This is a genomic window from Nitrospiria bacterium (assembly GCA_035498035.1).
Lineage (GTDB): Bacteria > Nitrospirota > Nitrospiria > JACQBZ01 > JACQBZ01 > JACQBZ01.
The window spans coordinates 118,362-140,112 of sequence record DATKAN010000025.1; the positions used below are offsets into that span (position 1 = coordinate 118,362).

Annotated in this window: 22 protein-coding genes; 7 read left to right on the top strand and 15 right to left on the bottom strand. The window is 52.0% G+C overall.

Features of this window, described 5'->3' with window-relative positions; genetic code table 11:
- The first annotated feature begins 11 nt into the window (after positions 1-11).
- The gene (gene ubiE / locus VMN77_04955; GenBank protein ID HTN43130.1) at positions 12-752 is read left to right on the top strand and encodes a bifunctional demethylmenaquinone methyltransferase/2-methoxy-6-polyprenyl-1,4-benzoquinol methylase UbiE; all 741 of its coding nucleotides are present in this window, start codon (positions 12-14) and stop codon (positions 750-752) included.
- Positions 753-772: 20 nt separating this feature from the next.
- On the opposite strand, the gene VMN77_04960 is transcribed toward ubiE, so the two are convergent.
- Positions 773-1,186 (bottom strand): DUF4279 domain-containing protein, encoded by a 414-nt coding sequence (locus VMN77_04960; protein HTN43131.1) that lies wholly within the window; start codon positions 1,184-1,186, stop codon positions 773-775.
- Between the two features lie 381 nt (positions 1,187-1,567).
- Here VMN77_04960 and VMN77_04965 point away from each other — a divergent pair, with 381 nt between their 5' ends.
- On the top strand, positions 1,568-3,154 hold the full coding sequence (locus VMN77_04965; GenBank protein HTN43132.1) for a radical SAM protein: 1,587 nt from the start codon (positions 1,568-1,570) through the stop codon (positions 3,152-3,154).
- Between the two features lie 64 nt (positions 3,155-3,218).
- Here VMN77_04965 and VMN77_04970 read toward each other — a convergent pair whose 3' ends face one another.
- The 3 genes from VMN77_04970 to VMN77_04980 all read right to left on the bottom strand — a co-directional run bounded on the left by VMN77_04970 (position 3,219) and on the right by VMN77_04980 (position 7,140).
- On the bottom strand, positions 3,219-3,548 hold the full coding sequence (locus tag VMN77_04970; protein HTN43133.1) for a DUF3870 domain-containing protein: 330 nt from the start codon (positions 3,546-3,548) through the stop codon (positions 3,219-3,221).
- A gap of 318 nt (positions 3,549-3,866) precedes the next feature.
- The gene (locus tag VMN77_04975; GenBank protein ID HTN43134.1) at positions 3,867-4,718 is read right to left on the bottom strand and encodes a HEAT repeat domain-containing protein; all 852 of its coding nucleotides are present in this window, start codon (positions 4,716-4,718) and stop codon (positions 3,867-3,869) included.
- Positions 4,719-4,776: 58 nt separating this feature from the next.
- Complete coding sequence (locus tag VMN77_04980) at positions 4,777-7,140, bottom strand: vitamin B12-dependent ribonucleotide reductase (protein HTN43135.1); 2,364 nt, start codon at positions 7,138-7,140, stop codon at positions 4,777-4,779.
- Positions 7,141-7,886: 746 nt separating this feature from the next.
- Here VMN77_04980 and VMN77_04985 point away from each other — a divergent pair.
- Genes VMN77_04985 through VMN77_04995 form a run of 3 tightly spaced genes read left to right on the top strand, consistent with a single transcriptional unit; the run spans position 7,887 to position 8,836 of the window.
- A complete protein-coding gene (locus VMN77_04985; protein HTN43136.1) occupies positions 7,887-8,204 on the top strand; it encodes a DsrE family protein in 318 nt (105 codons plus the stop codon).
- Positions 8,205-8,212: 8 nt separating this feature from the next.
- The gene (locus VMN77_04990) at positions 8,213-8,560 is read left to right on the top strand and encodes a hypothetical protein (GenBank protein HTN43137.1); all 348 of its coding nucleotides are present in this window, start codon (positions 8,213-8,215) and stop codon (positions 8,558-8,560) included.
- A 12-nt stretch (positions 8,561-8,572) separates the two neighbouring features.
- Positions 8,573-8,836: a hypothetical protein gene (locus tag VMN77_04995; GenBank protein HTN43138.1), complete on the top strand. Its 264-nt coding sequence runs from the start codon at positions 8,573-8,575 to the stop codon at positions 8,834-8,836.
- 7 nt (positions 8,837-8,843) lie between these two features.
- Here VMN77_04995 and iscX read toward each other — a convergent pair whose 3' ends face one another.
- From iscX to VMN77_05045, 10 genes are all read right to left on the bottom strand, one after another.
- Positions 8,844-9,056 (bottom strand): Fe-S cluster assembly protein IscX, encoded by a 213-nt coding sequence (gene iscX, locus VMN77_05000; GenBank protein HTN43139.1) that lies wholly within the window; start codon positions 9,054-9,056, stop codon positions 8,844-8,846.
- A 20-nt stretch (positions 9,057-9,076) separates the two neighbouring features.
- The gene (locus VMN77_05005; protein ID HTN43140.1) at positions 9,077-9,481 is read right to left on the bottom strand and encodes a 2Fe-2S iron-sulfur cluster-binding protein; all 405 of its coding nucleotides are present in this window, start codon (positions 9,479-9,481) and stop codon (positions 9,077-9,079) included.
- 28 nt (positions 9,482-9,509) lie between these two features.
- Positions 9,510-11,333 carry a molecular chaperone DnaK gene (gene dnaK / locus VMN77_05010; GenBank protein HTN43141.1) on the bottom strand — a complete coding sequence of 608 codons (1,824 nt, stop codon included), beginning with the start codon at positions 11,331-11,333 and terminating at the stop codon, positions 9,510-9,512.
- A 22-nt stretch (positions 11,334-11,355) separates the two neighbouring features.
- Positions 11,356-12,060 (bottom strand): Fe-S protein assembly co-chaperone HscB, encoded by a 705-nt coding sequence (hscB, locus tag VMN77_05015; GenBank protein HTN43142.1) that lies wholly within the window; start codon positions 12,058-12,060, stop codon positions 11,356-11,358.
- A gap of 42 nt (positions 12,061-12,102) precedes the next feature.
- Positions 12,103-12,426, bottom strand: coding sequence for an iron-sulfur cluster insertion protein ErpA (gene erpA / locus VMN77_05020; GenBank protein HTN43143.1), 324 nt, complete (start codon positions 12,424-12,426; stop codon positions 12,103-12,105).
- Between the two features lie 25 nt (positions 12,427-12,451).
- Positions 12,452-12,844, bottom strand: a complete 393-nt coding sequence (iscU, locus tag VMN77_05025) for a Fe-S cluster assembly scaffold IscU (protein ID HTN43144.1) — start codon at positions 12,842-12,844, stop codon at positions 12,452-12,454.
- A 21-nt stretch (positions 12,845-12,865) separates the two neighbouring features.
- Entirely contained in the window at positions 12,866-14,080 is a 1,215-nt protein-coding gene (locus VMN77_05030; protein ID HTN43145.1) for an IscS subfamily cysteine desulfurase, read from the bottom strand.
- A gap of 21 nt (positions 14,081-14,101) precedes the next feature.
- Entirely contained in the window at positions 14,102-14,515 is a 414-nt protein-coding gene (locus tag VMN77_05035; protein HTN43146.1) for an Rrf2 family transcriptional regulator, read from the bottom strand.
- A gap of 117 nt (positions 14,516-14,632) precedes the next feature.
- On the bottom strand, positions 14,633-16,117 hold the full coding sequence (locus VMN77_05040) for an HD-GYP domain-containing protein (protein HTN43147.1): 1,485 nt from the start codon (positions 16,115-16,117) through the stop codon (positions 14,633-14,635).
- Positions 16,107-17,861, bottom strand: coding sequence for a HEAT repeat domain-containing protein (locus VMN77_05045; GenBank protein ID HTN43148.1), 1,755 nt, complete (start codon positions 17,859-17,861; stop codon positions 16,107-16,109). The genes VMN77_05040 and VMN77_05045 overlap by 11 nt, the downstream gene beginning before the upstream one ends.
- 174 nt (positions 17,862-18,035) lie before the next feature.
- Between VMN77_05045 and VMN77_05050 the strand changes: the two genes are divergently transcribed.
- On the top strand, positions 18,036-19,496 hold the full coding sequence (locus VMN77_05050) for an anthranilate synthase component I family protein (GenBank protein HTN43149.1): 1,461 nt from the start codon (positions 18,036-18,038) through the stop codon (positions 19,494-19,496).
- A gap of 6 nt (positions 19,497-19,502) precedes the next feature.
- Positions 19,503-20,366 carry a branched-chain-amino-acid transaminase gene (ilvE, locus tag VMN77_05055; GenBank protein HTN43150.1) on the top strand — a complete coding sequence of 288 codons (864 nt, stop codon included), beginning with the start codon at positions 19,503-19,505 and terminating at the stop codon, positions 20,364-20,366.
- A 23-nt stretch (positions 20,367-20,389) separates the two neighbouring features.
- Here ilvE and VMN77_05060 read toward each other — a convergent pair whose 3' ends face one another.
- Positions 20,390-21,703, bottom strand: coding sequence for a hemolysin family protein (locus VMN77_05060; protein ID HTN43151.1), 1,314 nt, complete (start codon positions 21,701-21,703; stop codon positions 20,390-20,392).
- Positions 21,704-21,751 lie beyond the last annotated feature (48 nt).

Genomic DNA, 21,751 nt, shown 5'->3' on the forward strand with positions numbered 1-21,751 from the left:
ACCAATACCCGATGCAGCCGGTTGCCTCCTTGCCCACCGCACCCCAAAAAGAACGGGCCGTGCAAAAAATGTTTACCGCGATCGCCCACCGCTACGACCTCAACAACACCCTTCTCTCGCTCGGTCTTCACCATGCCTGGAAGCGGGAAGCGGTCCGGATCAGCGGGGCGGCCGGGGGCGACACCGTCCTCGATCTTTGCACCGGCACGGGGGATCTGGCCGTTTTGCTGGCCCGACAGGTCGGACCCGAGGGACAGGTGATCGGACTGGACTTGAATGAACGGATGCTTCAATATGGTCGGCGGAAGATCGAACGGCTGAGGCCAAACGGAAATGTCACGCTGCTCCGGGGAAACGCCGAATCGATTCAGTTCTGCGACCGGACCTTTCAGGTCGTCACCGTGGCGTTTGGAATACGCAATGTGGCCGATATCCCGGCGGCGTTGGGCGAAATGTTTCGCGTCTTAAAACCGGGCGGACGGGCCGTCTGCCTGGAATTTTCCCGTCCCACCAGCGCACCTTTGCGAAAAATGTATGACCTCTACTCGTTCACCATCCTTCCCCGGATCGGAAGGCTGGTCTCGCACGATCACACCGGAATCTACGACTATCTCCCGGCTTCGATTCGGGCCTTTCCGGATCAAGAACGGCTTAAGACTTTATTCTCGGAGACGGGTTTTTCCCCTGTATCGTATCGAAACCTCACCGGCGGAATCGTGGCGATTCATATCGGAGTCAAACCGGCCCTGTAGGGGCGACGCATGCGTCGCCCCTACATCGGTTTTTCAAATACGACTGCCACATCAAGGCCGATCCCGAGCTCCACAAGCCACGCCAGAGCCTCCGGTGAGAGACTGAAGCCTCCCTGGCCGTGATTGGATCGAAATTCGCAAAACAGGTCGACCGATAACGCGGTCTTGATGTCTCGAAGGACGGACCCTCGGGGAACCAGCCGGGACTTCAGCCAGGCGAGATGGTCCTCCAGCGGCCGGTCTTTCGTCACCGGCGCCGTCATCTCCCAGAAATCGAATTCCAGGTGCTCGGATGTCCCTTCAACCGGCTCCCCTCGGCGACGGACCCGCGTCGGTTCAAGCCCGAGGCGCATCCCGATGACGCTCAGGTCCTCGATCTTTCCAAAAATCCGCAACGTGGCGGAGTACCGTTCGTATTTTTCCGTCTGAGTCATGAAGAATGCTCCTGTACGCGTTTGATCATCCGGCCCGAGAACAGCATATTCAATCGTCGGACAAAATGCCAGAAAAAATGCCACGACTAATACAAACGACAAATTTAGAGTGACATCCGGCGGGTGGCCGCAGGCGGGGCGCCCCGTCCGGCTCGACTGCACCCTCCCTGCTCCGACGGCTTTTGTTTGACCCGGCTAAGGCTCGGCCGCTAAATTCTGGCAAGGTAAGGCAGCCATAATTTGCCCGCCTGCGGCGGGCCGCGTCCTTCGCCAAGCCGGGAGCCCAAACAATAGCCGAGTCGCAGTCCGGGCCTCAATCGAACCGGGTATCATCTGCAGTTGGTTGCATAGCCTGACGGCCTGTGTTATCGTAAATCCGCCATGACGGACGTTCGTTCCATCCTTTATATCTTTCTCCCCTGCCGGCCGGTCTATCCGCTCGGGGTAACCTATCTGGCCGACGGGGTCCATCAAAAACACCCCGATATCCGACAGCAAATTCTCGACCTGTCGTTGATCCCGTCGGCTCACCGCCGCAAGACCCTTTTGGCGCAGCTCCGTCAACTCGATCCGGACTTGGTCTGTTTTTCCTGGCGGGATATCCAAGTCTTCGCCCCCCATGAAGGCGATCCCTCTTTAAAATACGCCTTTAACTTCTATTATTCCACCAACCCCCTCAAGAAGCTCACCGCCTCGATCAAGGGATTGGGATACCTCTGGACGTATTATCGGGGCATCCAGGAAATCCTGTCCTATTTCTGGTTGATCCACCGACGCTATCCGGGGAAACGGGTTCTCGTCGGCGGCGGGGCCTTCAGCGTGTTCGCCGACCAATTGATCCGCCGTCTTCCGGAGGGCACGATCGGTCTTCTGGGCGAAGGCGAGGACGCCTTGTTGAAGGTGATCGAAGGGAAAGACCTGTCCGATGAACGATCGATCCTACGCAAAGGCGATCAAGTCTTCCGCGGCGTAAAGAACGCGATCACATCCATTCAGGACATGACGATCGATCTGTCTTATCTGACCGCGATTTTCCCTCAACACGTCGCGTACAAAAATGACTGTATCGGCGTCCAGTCAAAACGCGGCTGTCCCTACGATTGCCAGTTCTGCGAATACCCGTATATCGAGGGAAAACGGGTCCGTTACCGCGCACCCGAGCGAGTGGTTCAAGACATCCTGCAGCACTACCGGCAATGGGGAACGCGAGCCTTCTGGTTCACCGACGCCCAGTTCATCACCGGGAGCGAAGCCCTGCCCCAATGCAACGAAATCCTGGACCGGATCATCGCCGAGAAGTTGGACCTGACTTGGTCCGGTTACATTCGGACAAGCCTGATCACGCCCGACCTGGCCTGTCGGATGGTCCAATCCGGGGTGGGCGATCTGGAAGTGGCGATCACCTCCGGCTCCCAAGTCGTCCTGAATGAACTGCATATGGGCTTTCGCCTGGACAATCTCTACGACGGCTGCCGCTATCTGAAAGAGGCGGGGTTTACGGGCAATTTGATCCTGAATTATTCACTCAACTCCCCGGGGGATACCGAGACCACATTAATGGAAAGCGTGGCGTCGTACAAAAAAATCGCCGCCATCCTGGGGGAAGACCGCGTCTTCCCCATGCTCTTCTTCCTCGGCGTGCAGCCCCACACCGGATTCGAGCAGCGCCTCATCCAGGAGGGATACCTCTCGGGCGGATACAATCCCCTTTCGTTGAATCCGGTCGCGGTTAAAAAGATGCTCTACAATCCCCCGCCCTTAAGCCACCTGATTGCACGGGCCTGCCTTCGGGCCTGGGATAAAACGGCTTGGGAACAGGCCTCTCCGGCTGGCCGATCGGTCCATGAGCTGTATGCCGACGAGTCTCTGTTCCGCGGGGTCGTTGAAAACGCGGGACGGGATGTGCTGATTAACCTGGAGCAGGATTTATTGGCGCGGGGCGTCGGACAAAGCCGGAACCGTCCGTAGCGTGTTGATAAGATCACCGAGGCCAACCGCCTTGGAAACGCGGAGTCGGTCGGGAAGATGAACGTCAGACTTCCGAGGGGGGATGGGTGGCTTTTGAAGCCCGATACAGAAATTCCCGGTATTCCCGGACTAAGTCTTTAATCGCCGTGATCACGGCCTTTTTGGATTTATGAAACAGACGCTGTTCAACCTGAACGAGCAAATCATTGGCGTCGGTTTGAAGCGACATGCCGACCATCATCTGCTTCAGCATCCCGATGATGAGCGGCGGACAGGGCATGAAATCGACCTCCACCACCTTTCCGGTCGGCACGTCCACGTGGGCAATCACCTGAAACACCTCGACGGCCGAGAGCTCCTTGGGCAGCCGGGCCTGTCCCCCAAAGATGAACATTCCCCCATCATGATCCATGGATTTTCCCTCTTTCCGTTAAGAGGATACGATCCCCGATTTCCCCAATTCCAGTGTACTCCCATGAACAGGTTGCCGCCACAAAAAAAAGACCCAAGTATCCGCCTCAGGATTCACAGCAGAATCCAGAGACGAGACAGCTGGGTCAGCTCACTTTCCACGGTCGGGGTTCGTCCAACCGTCAATGAACAGGACAGCTACCTATGAGATGCGGTTTGTTTTATTGCCTGGGACGATTAAGCGCAAAAATATTATCAAGCGTCATCGTCATTGTCAAGAGAGAATCGGCATTCTACAGATTTAATCCGGCCCTCCGATGGCTTTGAAGATCTTTATTTCGGTCTCGGCCTTATTTCTTTGCAGGAAAATCAGCTTCGCCGGATAGTTCTTTCCCAGGAATTTCTGCTCTTCTGCCACGAAGATCAGGTTGGGCGGATTGGAAGGAATGCCCTCTTTGGTCTCCCCCAATTCGTTCTCGTACCTTATTTGGAAAACCTGAAAGGTCAACGGCTCTTTCTTGAGATGCCTTTTGAAGAAATCGGAAACCTTCGGAAGCGGATCCTCCGAAACAAAAATCCATTCTCCGCGGGCATTCGGCATAAATTCGGACTTGGGATAACGGGGGATCCCCATCTCCTTTTCGGTGGGGCCCCAGATTGCATTGATCCTTTGAATGGCTAGACCGCTCAGACCCCGCACACGCTCGTTGTCGGTCTGGCGCCACAACGCCGTCAATGCCGGCTTTGCGGAAGGGTCCGCAATTTCTCCCAGTCCCCGCACGGCGGCGACTTGGATCTCGGGATGTTTCAGACCCTGAATAAGGGCCTCCACCGCCGACCGATCCGCTATCTTCACCAACGCGTCGATCGCATCAAGCTGTAGGTCCTTGTGGTCCAAAAGATCCGCCAAGACCGGCACCGCCATCGGATCTTTAAGGGCGCCGATCGCCTTGACGGCCGATGAGCGGACTTCGAAGTCATGTTCTTCCCCTAAAATCTCCATGAGGGCCGGCGTGGCCCGTTTGTCTTTCAAGATTCCCAGCATGAAAATGGCGCCGGACCTGCTGGAGGCATCGGAAGATTTCAGATCCTTAAGGCAGTCCTCCAATCCGGTGCAGGGCGACTGCGCTAGGGTTAATCCAGCCCAACTCATCCATGCGACGATGAAGAAAAAAATCAGCTGCCGACGGGCAGAAATCTTTAGCCCCCGCTCAGCATTCCGAATACCCGCAGGAGTAGCACTTCTGACAGCCTTCCTCCCGGGCCATCTGGACGCCGCATTTCGGACAGAGGTTTCCGGTGAGGCGGAAACTCCCACTCTTCCCGTGACCGTTGCCGTTGTTCGGAGACTTAATCCAATGTTCTTCCATCGCACGGGCGATGGCATCCGCCAGTGAGGAGATGCGCGCCTCTCCAAACCCGACCGAACGCGCGCCCCCGATGCCGCGCAGCTGCTCCACTTCTTCCTGGACTTTTTCATAACGCGAGAGGTAAGAAGGGGTGCGCAGATAGAGCGAAATCGACCGCCCCAATGATTCGGCCATCGCCATGATGTCGCTTCCGGCCTTTCCGATCGTCATAAACACCTCGGCCGGGCCCTCTTCATCGTCGTTCATCGTGATATGCACTGTCCCCAACGGAGTCTCCTTGCTCAGGGTGACGCCGACTCGCTTGTAAGGACGGGGTTTGACTTTTTTGACTTCCTCACCGGCGGACGCCGATGGCGCCTTCGGTTTGGCCGACGTGCCGACGTTCAAAACCTGCTCTTCCAGACAACCGTCCCGGAAAACGGTGATTCCCAGGCAACCGACCTGATACGCCAACTGGTACGCTTTCTTCACATCATCGCGCGCGGCGGAATTGGGAAGGTTGATCGTCTTAGAGACGGCATTGTCCGTATACTCCTGAAACGCACCCTGCATTCGGATATGCCATTCGGGCGAAATCTGGTGCGAGGCCTGAAACACATCCCGCAGGTCGGAGTGCACCTCCTCGATGCCGTCTATGTTTCCCTGCTCGCTGATTTGGTCCATGAGGGCCGGACTGTAGAACCCCCGTTCCTTGGCGATGGTCTCAAAGACGGGGTCCACGAAGGTCAGTTTTCTTTCTCCGGAAACGTGACGAAAGGCCAGCGCGAAGACCGGCTCAATTCCCGATGAACAGCCCGCGATAATGCTGATCGTCCCAGTCGGGGCGATGGTGGTTACAGTGGAATTCCGAAGAGGACGACTGTTCCGGTAGATGCTGTCGGCCCAATTGGGAAAGGGCCCGCGCACCTCGGCCAGGTTTTCGGACTCGTGATGGCCGACTGAATTGATGAATCCCATGATCTTCCGGCCCAGGGCCAAGGCCTCTTCACTGTGGTAGGGTATTCCTAAACGGAAAAGAAGATGGGCCCATCCCATCACGCCCAGACCGACGCGCCGATTGGCCTTGACGGCGGCATCGATCTCCGGCAACGGATAAGGATTGACCTCGATTACGTCGTCCAAAAACCGGACCGTCACTCGGACGGCCTGCTCCAACTCTTCCCAGTCGATCGCCCATTTCCCGGTTTTCTTATTGACAAAAGACAGGAGGTTCAAAGACCCCAGATTGCAGGCTTCATTGGGATAGAGCGGTTGTTCCCCGCACGGATTCGTGGCTTCGACAGGACCCATCTTGGGCACGGGGTTGGACGGCCCCTGATTCATGCGATCGATGAAGACCAGCCCCGGATCGCCGGTCTGCCAAGCCGACTCCACGATCTCCTCGAAAACCTCGCGGGCATTGAGCCGCCCCACGGCTTTCCCCGTATGGGGGGAGATCACGTTGTATTCTTTTCCCATCGAAACCGCCTGCATGAACTCTTCGGTCACGGCCACGGAGATATTAAAATTCGTGATCTGTCGTTTGCGTTTGCTGAGCACAAACTCCATGATGTCGGGATGGTTATAATTGAGAATGGCCATGTTGGCCCCTCGACGGGTGCCGCCCTGCTTGATGGAATTCGTGGCCGCGTCGAAAACTTTCAGAAAGCTGACCGGCCCGCTGGCTTCGCCCTGGGTGGTCGAGACCAAGGACCCTTTGGCCCGCAATCGAGAGAATGAAAAACCGGTCCCGCCTCCGGACTGGTGAATCACGGCGGCATTCTTGATCGCATCGAAGATTCCCCGGATCGAGTCTTCGATCGGAAGGACATAACAGGCCGAATACTGAAGCCCGTTTTCCTTTCCGGCGTTCATCAGCGTCGGGCTGTTCGGCATAAACTGCCCACGGATCATCCGATCATAAAATTGCGCCGCCACGGCCTCCACCTCCGCGGCGGAGGCCCCCCAAAGGCTCTCGGCTTTTGCAATCGCCAAGGCGACCCGTTTGAACATCCCTTCGGCGGTTTCCAGAACCTTCCCGTTTTCTTTCCGAAGGTATCGTTCCTCCATCACCTTAATAGCATTGGGGGTCCATTGACCGCGGCTCTCCCATATGGTCTGCGGGTCAGGGGATTGTCCATCACGCCGCTCGGTGATGGGAAAGTGTTTGGAGATTCGAGAGAAGCCCTGAGTTTTTGCATGTTCGACGTTCTTTGCGATCTCCATAGAATCCTCCTTTATACTTTGATCTCCCACCCGACTTGATTCCTCGGTATGATAAGGATCGCTTATCGGACCTTTTCCGTTCCTCGCTCCATTTCGCATGAGGAATCCTGTACCGGAACATTTGACCGAACGGTTTCGACTTGAACCATCACCAGGCGGCCAGCGTCATCCAAGAAGCCCCGAACCCGTCCGTAGTGATCAAAAATTGCATTATTTTCGCCAAGCCGACCCAGCCATTCGCCCCCGCGCAAAAACACTTCCGCGCCCACGACAAACGCCACCCAAAACCCTTCCGCATCGCATATATGCCTGGGAGCCACCTAACCTCCTAGTTGGACGCAGAACAGACACTCCGGCCATAAATTGGTTTAATACGAAACGTCCCTGTCCCAAACCACAATTTGCAACCGGGACAATGGCCGCCAATGAAGGTGATACGTTGCATGTATTTAACCCGAACTGGACGTCTTGAGAATTGCAGAACCCGCCTGAAATGTGTTTACTACGTTAGGTACAATGTTGGTTCAACAACGTTGTAGAAAATGTGTCATGTGATATATCATTTGTCCAAATGCATGTCAAGAAAAAAATACCATATAAAGTGTCTAAATCCATCAAAACCACCCATATATTGTGGATTGTCTGGGGGAAGGTTGTGAATTGGAGGTGAGTGATTTTGAAGACTTCGGAGCTGCATCGACGATTCATTGACAAATCGAAGAAGCGGGTGTTAGAGTAGGGCGGTGTTGAATCATGAAAAAAAGAAACTCGGGCTTCTTCTGTCGACACCCCCGCAGCACCCCAACCTTGATACCGTGGTTCGCCTGACCGAAACCGCCCTGGCCGCGAAGTGCCAGGTTTATTTATATCTGATTGATCAAGGAACACTGGCCATGGATCATCCACGCTTGAACGCGTTAGCCGAGCAAGGGCTGAGATTGTTCGTTTGCGCTTACGGGGCCGAGCACCACCATGTCTCACTGAGCGGTAAAGCCGTCCCGTGCGGCCTGGTCGTTTTATCCGATCTAGTCAAGGGCTGTGACCAATTTATTTCCTTTAACTGATCCCTTCCATGGCCGATACCATTCTCGTCCTGATTAAAAGCAACCCGCTTGAAAGCCATCGACCGGTCGAGGCCATCCGCATCGCTCTGGGCTTGGTCAGCGGCGAGCATCCCGTGTCGATCGTCCTTCTCAACCGGTCTCCGCTCCTGCTGTCCGATGATACCGAAGATCTCGTCGACGGCGACATCCTCCAAAAATATCTCCCTGCCTTCGAAGAGCTGGGCCAGACCTTCATGGTCGAAGAAAACGCATTACAGGCCCATTTGCCGGAAGGCTCGGAATATGCCATCCAGGCCGTTTCGTTTGATAAGATTGCCGATTTGGTTCAAGGGGCCGGCCGATTTTTCATTTTTTGATCGAGGCGAGGGATGGCTCGAATTCTTCACGTGCTAAAAGATGTCAACCCCGCGGAAGCCTTGACGGTCATTTCAAAAGAAGCCAAAGGCTCCGGTCAATACCTGTCCGTCCTTCTGATCCAAGAGGCGGTTCGTTTACAACCGGACCTGCCGGTCAAGATATATGTGCTGGAAGAAGATGCTCAAAAGAGAGGAATGGCTTCAAAATTTGAATCGATCCAATACGATAAAATGCTCGATCTCATTTTGACTTCTGATTCTGTGATTGTTTGGTGACCCTCGGTTATTCGTGGGCCGCTTTGTATTCTTCGTACCAGGCCATTTGAATCGACTCCAGTATTTTTTCATTGGAGGCTTTGGGATCACCTTTAAACTCGGATAATTCCGTCACCCACTGGTGCAACTCTGTAAATCGGACCGTCAAAGGGTCAAGTTCCGGATAGCGGTCAAATAACCGCAAGGCGATCTCTTCCGCATCCTGCCAGCTTAATTCCATAAGGAACCCCCTTCGGAGGGTTAATGACCGCCCTCGCCTTCGTCCATGATTTCCACGATAATATCGCCCCTGACCACTGCCTGGCAGCCCAACCGCGAGGAAAGGGTCAAACCTTCGGCCATATCCAGACGGTCCTCTTCGTCCTGTTGCATGGGAGAAAGATTCTCCATGCCCTGTTTCACTACAACATGACAGGTGGTACAGGCACAGTTCCCACCACAATTGTGACCCATGGTTATCCCGTGGGCCAAGGCGATATCCAGCAGGGAACCCGGTTTTCCGTCATGTTGGAGAGGGAACTGGGTTTCATCCACTTCCACCGTCTTATTCGCCGGCAGAAATGTCACCCTGTATTTCCTCTTGACGCCGTTCCCTTCCATCACGGGCTGGGTGTTCTGTAATACCTCCCCGAGTTTAGTTTCCATGGAAAACCTTTCCCGATCTCCGATAGTTTCAAGGCAGGTCCGAAAGTTTTTTGTCTTTCAAACCGTTCTGCAAGGTCGAATCCATTAAACGTTCTGCCAGATGAACCGTGCTCTTATCTAGTTGTTCGATTCGTTCCCGGATGAGCCGGTGGTCGTTTTCCTCCATTGACCTCTTCAGGTCGATGATCCGGTCTTGAATCCGCCCCCGCTCTTCCGGCGCGACCAGGTGCTCCGCTCGTCGCAGCGCGCGTTCGGTATGAGCCAGAATCGTGGCGGCTTCGTTCCGAGCCTCGATTAATAAACGGGCCTCCATATCGCTTTTGGCAAACGTGAAGGACTCCTCGATCATCCTCAACACGTCGTCATCGCTGAGACCGTAGGAGGGTTTCACCTCAACGGAATGCTCTCGGCCGCCGCGCAGATCTTTCGCGCTCACGTGAAGAATCCCATTGGCATCGATCGTAAAATTGACTTCGATCCGCGGCATGCCCGCCGGCAAAGGATCGAGATCTTTGAGCTGGAATCGCGCGAGGCTGCGATTATCCTTGACCAGTTCCCGTTCCCCCTGATAAACGTGGATGTCCACGGAACGCTGACCATCGACGAACGTTGTGAAAAGTTCTTTTGCGTTGGTTGGGATCGTGCTGTTTCGCGGAATCAGAACGCTCATCACGCCGCCCATGGTTTCAATCCCGAGCGACAGGGGCGTCACGTCCAGCAAGAGCATGTTCTGGATGCCGCCCGCCAGGATATCGGCCTGGACCGCTGCACCCATGGCGACCACTTCATCCGGATTCAATTCGGAGTGGGGCGTCTTTTGAAAAAATTCCTGAACCAATTGGCTCACCAATGGCATGCGCGTCGCACCGCCGACTAAAACAACCTCGTCGATCTCTTTCAACGACAAATGCGCGTCCTCCATGGCCTGTCGACACGGGCCGATGGTTAAATCGATCAGATCTCTGACCTTCGACTCGAGCTCACTTCGTTTCAGCGGGCGGCGGTAAACAACCCCCTGCTTTAGGGATATGACAATTTCGGTCACTTCTTCGGTCGATAGTTGCCGCTTGGCTTTTTCCACCCCCAAGCGAATTTGCTGAATCGATTCCACATCCTCTTGGAGATTCTGCCCGAATTCAACCCGGATTTCTTGCAGAACCAGCTCCATAAGTCGCTGATCAAGGTCATCCCCGCCTAAATGAGTATTTCCATTGGTGGCCAGAACTTCAAAGATCCCGTCCTTGACTTTCAGGATGGAGATATCAAAGGTTCCGCCCCCGAGATCGTAAACCGCGATCACACCCTGCTTTTTCTTCTGGAGGCCGTAGGCCAGGCAAGCCGCCGTGGGTTCGTTCACAATACGTAAGACATCCAACCCGGCGATCCGTCCCGCATCCTTGGTCGCTTGTCGCTGGCTATCATTGAAGTAGGCCGGCACCGTGATGACGGCCTGTGTAACCTTCGTCCTTAGAAATTCCTCCGCCCGGTGTTTAACTTCCTTAAGAATGAGGGCCGACAGCTCGGGCGGGGTCAACCGGTATGGGCCCAATTCGACTTGAATGATTCCGGGTTGCTTCTCGGTCAGAGAGACGGGAAAGTACTTGCGCTCTTCCTGAACATCGGTTAGCCCCTTCCCCATTAAACGCTTGACCGAATAAATCGTCGATTGCGGATGGGTCATCAATCGTTGTTGGGCCCGTTCCCCGACCATCCAACCTTGCTCATCGACCGAGATCACGGACGGGACGAGCGTCCGTCCCTCGCGATCCGCAATGACTTTCGGCTCTTTGCCGTTCATAATCGCGACGAGGCTATTGGTCGTGCCCAAGTCAATTCCCACAATCCTTGACATGCTTTTGAGTCCTTTTAATTCACTAACGATCCCGAAGTCCCTCGTCCAGATCCTGGAGGACGGTTCTCAAGTAGGCCCGGGCCGAGAGCAAATCCTTCATTCTCCGTAACAACGACTTCCGATGCTCTTCTGGACCATCGGCATAGTCCGGGCGCTGGTCCTGAAACCGGTCCCATTCTTGAAAAAGACTCAAAAGGTCCTTTTCCAGAATATCTTTACGGGCCCCCAGTCGATCTCGCTTGGCCATTAAGGTTTCTTTGAGTCTCGCGCCTTCACCCGAAGGCGTCCTCCGAAGTTGCTTAAATTCCTCGAGGGCTTCCTGAAGCTCCATGATTTCTTCCAACAAGTCGGGCGGGGCCTTCGCCGGAATATCTTTGACCGCTCCTTCTTCCACGTTTATGAGGTACTCCACCCGAAGAATCGGATCACGCAGGGTGCGGTAGGCCGTATTCAGGATGGCCGCATTTTGAAGACTGATCGCCTTTTCCCTCTCCGATCTTTGTTGGAAGAGATCCGGATGAATTTTACGGCTTAAATCGTGAAACCGCCGCTCCAAATCCTGAAGATCGATGGTTAAATGACGGGGAAGGCCCAAGCGTTGAAAAAAATCGACATCGGAGGGAGCCGGCTGAATCTTGATGCAGTGGTCGCAGAAATACTCCCCTCCCACTTCGGATTGACAATTCCAACACAGGCTTCTGGCCAGCGAATCTTTTTCACCCGACACAGCTCGTCCCTGCTGATGCAAAGGTTGATAGTCCGACGATGGTTAGGCCGAGAAAGAGCTTCCGCACCCGCAGCTTCGGGTGGCATTCGGGTTGATAAACTTAAAGCCCGTTCCTTCGAGGCCGTTCACGAAATCCAGCGTGGTCCCCTCTAGATAGAGGAGACTTTTGGGATCCACAACGACCTTCACACCATGGACGTCGAATACTTGATCCTGGTCACGGGTTTCCGATTCGAAGTTCAACGTGTAAGACATCCCCGAACATCCGCCGCCCTTCACACCCATTCTCAGATTGACGTCGGTCAGATTCTGTGCCTGCATTAATCGTTTCACTTCATTAGCTGCATTTTCCGTAAGCGTAATCATCTGTAATTTCCTCCTCTCTTTTTGGTTAAACAGAACCGTTGCCTTCGGTTTTTTTACGATAATCCGCGATGGCCGCCTTAATGGCATCCTCTGCGAGCACGGAGCAATGAATTTTCACCGGCGGTAATGACAGCTCCTGGACGATCTCGGTGTTTTTAATTTTTTCTGCCTCGTCCAAGGTCTTTCCCTTCATCCATTCGGTTGCCAGGCTGGAGCTGGCAATCGCGCTACCGCAGCCGAAGGTTTTAAATTTCGCATCGATGATACGTCCCGACTCCACCTTGATCTGAAGTTTCATCACGTCTCCGCATTCGGGAGCACCTACAATACCGGTCCCGACTTCTTTTTCTTCCTTGGGAAAACTTCCCATATTTCGGGGATTGTTGTAATGATCGATCACTTTATTACTGTATGCCATGGAATTAACCTCCTCTTTACCTTAATCTCTCGCCCATTGTACCGATTTAAGATCGACTCCCTCCTTGGCCATTTCATAAAGCGGAGACATTTCGCGAAGCTTTTGAATGGTCTCGACCACCCGCTTAATGACATAATCCACTTCTTCCTGGGTATTAAATCGACCCAGCCCGAACCGAATCGATGAATGCGCAAGGTCCGAACCGACACCCAATGCCCGAATCACGTAAGAAGGCTCCAGCGTGGCCGAGGTACAGGCAGACCCTGAGGAAACGGCAATCTCTTTTAACCCCATTAAGACCGATTCGCCCTCGACATAAGCAAAACTCAAGTTCAAATTATTCGGAAGACGCTTCGTAGGATGTCCATTAAGATAAACCTCGTCCAAACTCTTGAGAATTCCTTCCTTCAGCCTTTCTCTAAGATCACTCAAGCGTTTGGATTCTTCCGGCATCTCCTGCATGCAGATCTGACAGGCCTTTCCAAAACCCACAATCAGCGGAACCGGCAAGGTACCCGAACGCATGCCCCGCTCGTGTCCCCCTCCGTCAAGGATCGGAGCCAGTCGGACCCGTGGATTCTTGCGACGGACATAAAGCGCACCCACCCCTTTCGGTCCGTAAATCTTATGGGCTGAAAACGACATCAGGTCGATCCCCATCGCTTCGACATCCACCGGAATCTTACCGACGCCTTGCGTGGCGTCACAATGGAACAATACGCCCCTCGATTTTGCGATCCGACCGATCTCGGCGATCGGGTTAACCGTCCCGATCTCATTATTGGCCATCATGATCGAGATCAGGATCGTTTTATCTGTGATCGCCTTACTCACCTCGTCGGGATTCACAAACCCATCTTTATCGACGGGAAGATAGGTCACCTGCATGCCCTGCTTCTCCAACCGCTTGGCCGTATCGAGTATCGCCCGGTGTTCCGTTACCGAGGTTACAATATGGTTGCCTTTTTCTCGATACATCTCTACCACACCCTTCAAAGCCAGGTTATCCGATTCCGTCGCGCCGGAGGTGAATATGATCTCCTTTGGATCCGCATGAATGAGCATTGCAATCTGACGCCGTGCATCGTCCACCGCCTTTTCCGCTTCCCATCCGAAAGAATGATTACGACTGGCGGCGTTTCCAAATTTCTCGGTAAAATACGGCATCATAGAATCCAGGACCCGCGGGTCCATGGGGGTCGTTGCGTGATTGTCCATATAAATTGGTAGCTTCATGATCAACTCCTCTCAAGGTGGTTAAGGCGACCGCGTAATTTCCTCAATCGTGATACTATCCAATAACCGGGCAATGCTATCCTGTATTCTCCGGATGGGCTTTCTCACACTGCATTTTGAAAGTTGCTGGCAATCGGCCTCATCGGCTCGGTAGCAATGAACCAACTCGATGGGTCCCTCAATGGCATTGACCACTTGCCCCACTGTAATATCTCGAGGAGGTCTTGCCAAAACATATCCCCCTTTTGGACCGTTCAAACTTGTGATTAATCCACCTTTGGCCATCTTTTGCAGTATCTTCGCGAGCAATTCAACCGGGATACTGTACTCCTCAGCGATTCGCTTGGTGTTGACGATCTTCCGGTCATCCTCGCAATAGGCAATGTGACTGATCGCCATCAACCCATAATCTACTTTTTTACTTAGTTTCAGCATGGCCACACTCAATCACGACTGTTTTAATCTGCGACTCTTTTAGTCGGACATAATTTATCACATGTTTTAACATGTTGTCAAGTGAAAATCCATGCAATTAGGAATTTAATGCGGGGATTATAAAAAGTATCGGCTTACGTCAACTTTATACTTCGTGGAATCAATGACCTTTAATATGTTCGCACTGTAACGACCCGTCTTTTCATTGAGTTTAGCCAGGTCGATCACATCTCCGTCAACTTCCATGCCAGTGGGATCCGCGATTACCTTGACCTTGGGCCTATCCATTCGATCCGGTGTAGAACTGGTCTGCACCACAACGCCCAGTTCATTGGTGTCTAGGAGAACCAAGGTTCCGATTGGGAAAATACCGATGCTATTGACAAAGACCTTCATTAAGATGGGATCAAACGCTCGTCCACTTTTGTTTAGCATAAATTTCAACGCCCTGTCTGGTGGATAAGGAACACGATTGTAAACTCTGGAAGAGGTCAGGGCATCATAGCAATCTACGAGGCTGATAATTCTTCCCAGAAGACTGAGTTCCCACTTCGTTTCCAATTTCGGGTAGCCGGATGAGTCATAATTTAAGTGGTGTTCGAATATGCCGGTAACCATCCGAATGGTCATTTCATTGACGCCCTTTAGCTTGATAACGTATTTCACTCCAAGAATGGGGTGTCGACGCATAATCTGCCACTCTTCTTCTGTGAAGTCCGTCGGCTTGTTCAAGATCTCGGGAGAAATGCTGGCCTTGCCCATATCATGAAACAAGGCTGCAATACCGAGCTCGGTCAACTCTTTTTTGGCGTATCCCAGGCGCTGCCCCATGGTCAGCGATAAAATGCAAACATTCACGGAATGGTGATGGGTATACTCGTCATGACTCCGGAGAGTGGTTAGGCCTAATAGGGTCGACTCTTCCTGCAACAACAAGTCCACCATGCCTTGAACCACTCGCTTGGCCCGCTTCACGCTCACGGCCTGACCCAGTTTGATATTGTCCATCACCTCCGCGACGGCCGTCATGGTCCTGAAATAGGTGCTTTTGGCCATCTCTTTTGAATCTTGGAGAATGTCATCGAAGCTATCCTTTTTTTCCTCAAAGGGATCAACTTCGACGTTGACAATCCCCATCGTTTTGATCCGTTGCGTGACTCCCTCATATGACGCCTCGATATTTGGATCTGTCTGCACGAGAACATAAACGAACCGCTTCAACTCATCTACGGTAGAGCCCTTCTTAAAAAGGATGCCACCGATCTGCAGTTGCTTCAGGGCGTCGATCAGAGAAGTAAAGCTGGTAAATCCATCGATGTCCATCTTGAGCTTGAGTTCATCCAAGAATAGGTAATCCCCTTCCAAGCGAAGGTAGGCGTCGTCCCTCCATTGCCAAATACCCCGCAGCGTCCGTAATATATTTTCGATGGGTGCCTCCATCGCCACATTCGTTGGTTCATGGATCTGCGCTGTCTTCATAAGGATATAAAACTGATTAACCAGTTCTTTGCCCTTTTTCGCCATTTCTTCATCAAAGCCCCGGGAAGATAATAGCTGCCGGTTGGACCGCGGCCCTTCCTGTTGGTTAGGATTATGAACCATGCGATCTTCCGATCTCGTTCAGGGCCTTTGCACACGCTTCCCGAATGACCTTGCTGGACAGATTTTGTCCTTCTTTCAATACGGCCATGGCATCTTCAGTGCCAATACGTTTTAACGTGAGGACTGCACAAAGTCCCATTTCTTCTTTGATGGCTTTCTTAAACCAGGCTGCCCCCCCTTGGCGGACAAGTTTTCGCATCTTGGGCACCATCGATGAGCCGCCCATTTTTCCCAAGGCCTCAAAGATTTCTTTCTTTTCGTACAAATCCCGGAAAGCAAAATCCCGTCCTTCAATCAATTCCTTTAAGGGCTCCAGGGCCCCTAGATAATTGTGGCTTGTCAAACTGCGAAGGGCCAAAATACGAAGTGAACTTTCAGGGTCGTTGAGAAAACGCACCAGCAGTTCCTTCGCACGATGATCCTTCATTCCATCAAGGGTGTGAAGCAATTCCTTACGTACTTTGACTTCCTGATGGTCAATCAACTTTCGGAAATTCTCAAGGACTTTATCCCGTCCGATCTTGCCCAGGACGTAGACGACATTTCTGACCACAAACCACCGGGGGTCGTCCAGTTTTTGGATGAGCGGTTCAATATCTTCATGTCCCAGATGAATGAGGGCTTCGCAAATGACACGGCGCATCTTCATCTGTGTCAATAGGCCCAGAAGCTCGATCAGTGGGAGGAGGGCATTTTTGTTGAGTAACAACCAGAACTCGTAGACCTGGTCCGTTTCTTTTGCCCCCCATTGATTGAGAACCGGTTCTAAAGCGTGTATTCTCTGCGGATCCCCGGCTCGATCGATCGCTTGCATTAAACGAAGGCGCTGAATCTCTGGAAGATTTCTTTGCGGTTCCAAGAGCTCACGAAAAAGCTGCAGGATTTTTTTGGAGTGCCAGAAGTCTCCTCGGAGCATCAGGGTCTCCAAAACACTATCGAGAATCTCCACCATTTCGGAAAACGCCGCATCGTCTTTTTCGATCCGAAGGATGGTCGCCAAGATCCCCACGAGAGTCGAAATTGGATTGGCGAATTTTTCCACCTTTATTTGCTGTTTAATGGAGGCAATTTCCTCCTCTGATAATACAAAAATCTCGGATGATTGATCGGCCAATTTGGGACCCAGGTATTCTTGGATCGTTGTTTGGGCGGCCGCCACCGGATTCATTGTCGGCTTTTCCTTTTCAACAAGTTTCTCAAACGTTGCCGCCTCCTGTGGCCTAATCGGCATGATGGCTTCCTGTATGAAATCGTCGGCCACTAAATAATTGATATGAGTAAAATGTCTCTCCCACAAAAGCGTTACCATATCGTCATCAGGGTTGCTGGGATCGTATTCACGGCCGATGATTTCCAATAAGCTAGTTATCTCGTCTTTATCAATCCCCTCAAAGAACGTTACCTCTCGGACGCCATCCACGGAGAGCTTAAATGCGAGGCTTTCTAGGCGATTGGTGTTCTCATAGACAGGTTGCCCTTTATAGTAAATGGCATACTGTTTTATTTTAAGGCGTAACGTCTCATGTGCACGGAGATGAGAATCGAACCGGATTTGAAGTTCTTGAAGGAATCTTTGGTAAATCGGATTATTGGGCAGGTAGATTTTAAGGGTTTTGGCCGTTTTGGTCAGTTGGAGAAGAACTTCTTTGACCGATTTGAGTTCTTCTTTATCAATCTCGACATCCGTATCGACTTTAGAATCGGGATCTGAACTTTTGATCGGTTCGGGAAGCTTCGCATCCATCTCTATAACCTGTGTTTGTGATTAATTATAGATGCCGACCCATGGATTGTCAAAAACGCTTTTCAGGGAAGTTTCCGCGCAACAGCTTGACAATTCGATTGTTTAAGGTATCATGAAGCGCGCTTTGAAACGACATATAGGCTTGGATTCCAATTAGAAAAGAAACCCATTGCAATGGATTTTCAGACCAAAGAACGATTTCTTAAGAGCCCGCATCCCGGTTCGCTGGTCAAGAAGTTACCCTGGAACACAACAACCCCAGTGGCAGCCTATGAGCGCATCGCAGCCGGTCCTTATAGTTTCCTGTTGGAAAGTGTGAAAGGATCGAAAGCAACCGCACGCTATTCATTTGTGGGAACAGAGCCTTTCCTTGTTTTGAAAACGAAAGGTTGTCGGGCCGAGATCCATCGGCACGGTTATCACCAAGTTATCCAGGAACAACCCATAATTACTCTGAATCGCCACCTCAACGAGTATTTGGTGCCCAAATCGGAAGGGTTACCCGCTTTTGCAGGCGGAGCCGTCGGTTTTTTTAGTTACGACATCGTCCGCTTTTTCGAAAAACTCCCCCGTTTTGGCGTGGACGATCTGGGTTGCCCAGATCTATTATTCATGTTTACAGATACTGTCATAGCCTTCGATCATGAGCAAAAAACTATCCAGATCATATATACCCCTCCGAAGAGTCACATTCTGAACACGGACCGCAAGGAGCTTTATGAAAAGGGTCTATTTCAGATTGCACGAATTGAAGAAAAACTGACCGGTACAATTCAAAAACGTCTCCCCAGATACGATTCAACTCAAATTGCTCGTCCAGCTTCCAATTTTACGAAGGACCAATACATCAAAATGGTCCTGCGGTGTAAAGAATACATTGCGGCCGGCGACATTTATCAAGCCAATCTTTCCCAACGCTTTTCGGTTCCATTTGACCAGGACCCTTGGTTGCTGTACAAGGTACTTCGCAAAATCAACCCGTCTCCATTCGCCGGTTTTCTACGGATGGATGATATTTATCTGGTCAGTGCCTCTCCCGAACGCCTTATCCGTCAGCAGGGCGGCGTTCTTGAAACCCGACCGATCGCAGGAACTCGACCCCGCGGGAGAACTCGCCCCGAGGACCGGGAAATGCGCATGGAACTTTTCTCCAACGAAAAAGAACGGGCGGAACACCTCATGCTGGTGGATCTGGAGCGGAATGACCTGGGCAAAGTCTGCCGTTACGGAAGCGTCCGAGTCGATAAGTTCATGGTGACGGAGCGTTATTCTCACGTGATGCATTTGGTTTCCAATATCCGAGGCATACTTTCACCCGGCCTGCATTCCCTTGACATCATTCGAGCCGTTTTTCCAAGTGGAACCATTACCGGCGTTCCCAAAGTCCGCTGCATGGAAATCATCGAGGAGCTGGAGCCGGTGGTTCGGGGTCCTTATGCGGGCTCTTTTGGATACATCAGCTTTGCGGACGAACTGGACCTAAACTTGATTATTCGGACCTTTGTGATTAAAAATGGCCGGGCCTATATCCAGGTCGGGGGTGGCATCGTAGCGGACTCGGAACCCGAGCGTGAATATAAAGAAACCTTGTACAAGGCCGAGGCCCTGCTTCGTGCTTTGAGTGGGTTGAGTTAGGCGAAGATGCGCATTTATCTGAACAACAGGTTTGTCAGCGAACAGAGAGCCGTCGTCTCGGTTTTCGACCATGGGTTTCTGTATGGAGACGGCGTGTTCGAAACGCTCCGGGCCTACCAAGGTAGGATCTTTCGCCTCGATGAACACCTGAAACGGCTACAAGTATCAGCCCATGGGCTTGAAATTTCTATCCCACGCACCCTCCCTGTATTTCGTCGACTGCTGCATGAAACTCTGCTGGTCAACCATCTGAAAAATGCACTGCTTCGAATTTGCATTTCCCGCGGGCATGGGCCGATCGGTTTGGATCCGTCCCTCTGCCGAACACCAACGATCGCCATCATCCCCCGTGTCTTCAACGGTTACAATCCCCGTCAATACCACAATGGATTGAAAATTGCCATTGTTTCCGTACGCAGAACTCCGCGGTCGGTTTTGAATCCCCAGATTAAATCGGCCAATTTTCTCAACAACATCTTGGCGAAACTCCAGGCCAAGCGAAAACGTGCGGATGAAGGACTGATGCTCGACGTCAACGGCTATTTAACAGAAGGAAGCATCAGTAATGTTTTTATCGTAAGGCGGGGACGGCTTTACACTCCAACGGTTGATCTGGGCATTTTAGCGGGCATCACACGTCGCCTCGTCATCGATTTGGCTAGGCACGCCGACATCCCCGTTAAAGAAACTCGCCTCCGAGTCCCGGACCTTTACAATGCGGATGAGTGCTTTTTGACCAACACGTCAATGGAGATCATGCCTGTTGCGATGGCGAATGGAGTCAGGATGGGAAATGGGAAGCCAGGTCCCATCACCCGCCTTTTACACGAAGCCTATCAAGAACAGGTACGGCTTGAGTGCAGAATTTGAACCTTTATTTTTGAGACGGCGACCTAAGAAGATACCTTCTCGGGAATTTTCTCGATCTTGACCTTAGCGATTCGACGATCAGCCATATCCACAACGGTAAACTTAAATTTACCGTGTTGAATGATCTCCCCCCCGCGGGGGATGCTCTGGATCTGCGAAAGAAAAAACCCTCCCAGTGTTTCATATTCCGACGACTCTGGCAAAGACAAGCCATAATCATCATGGAGATCACGAATAGACATCGAGGCGTCCACAACCATGGACCCGTCCTTCAACCGTTCGACAGGTCGTTCGCCGCGATCCATTTCATCCTGAATTTCCCCAACAATTTCTTCAACAAGATCTTCCAGTGTGACCAGCCCTTCAACGCTTCCATATTCATTCACGACGACGGCCATTTGAATCCGGCGGCGCTGAAGTTCCTTTAAGAGATGGCTCACCTTCATTGTCTCCGGGACAAAATATACGGGCCGGATGAGAGTTTTTAAGTCAATCGGTTCCTGATTGACTAACTGGGTCATAAGGTCCTTGTAATACAGGATCCCAATTATTTCATTAATCCCTCTACGATAAACCGGATAACGGGAGAATTTATGGGTGGTTACAAATTTCAATAGCTCGTCAGGGGGCATATCGATCTGCAGGGCGTGCATCTTCGGACGAGGGATCATCACCTCCTTCACCGAAATATCCGTGAACTCAAACACACTGTGGATCAAGTCTTGCTCCGTCTGATCGAAGATCCCTTTTTCACGCCCTTCACGGATCAGGATCTTTATTTCTTCCTCCGAGATAAAGGTTTTCTCTTGCGAGACCGACCCCTTAAAAAAACGAAGTAGAAGGCCGCTGGAAATCGTCAGGACCCTGATAAACCTTGATGTGAGCTTTGACATCCAAACGATTGGGAGAGCTACTTGTAGGGCGATGGGCTCCGAATATTTCAGCGCGAGAGATTTTGGAACCAGTTCGCCCATAATGAGTGTCAGGTAGGAAATTACGATTACGACACTTCCCACCGCCAGGGCTTCACTGATACTTTGAACCGTTTCATTTGGAATTTTTTGAATAACGGGCTTGAGTGTCTCCACGGCAAAGGCACCGCCCACGGCCGCAGCCAGGGAACTAATGACCGTCATGCCGATCTGAATCGTCGCTAAAAACCTCTCCATGTCTTCCTGGAGTTGATGGACAAACCCAGCTCGGCGATTCCCCTGTTCCAGTAGCTGCTTGATCCGGCTTCGCCGGACCGCGATGATCGCGATCTCTGAACAGGCAAAAAGCCCATTCAGCAATATAAGCAAGAAAATTGAAACTAATTCTGCCCAAATATACTGCAAATTTTCGGCCCTTCAGGTGGTGAAAATAGCTCCGAGATTAGCATAAAA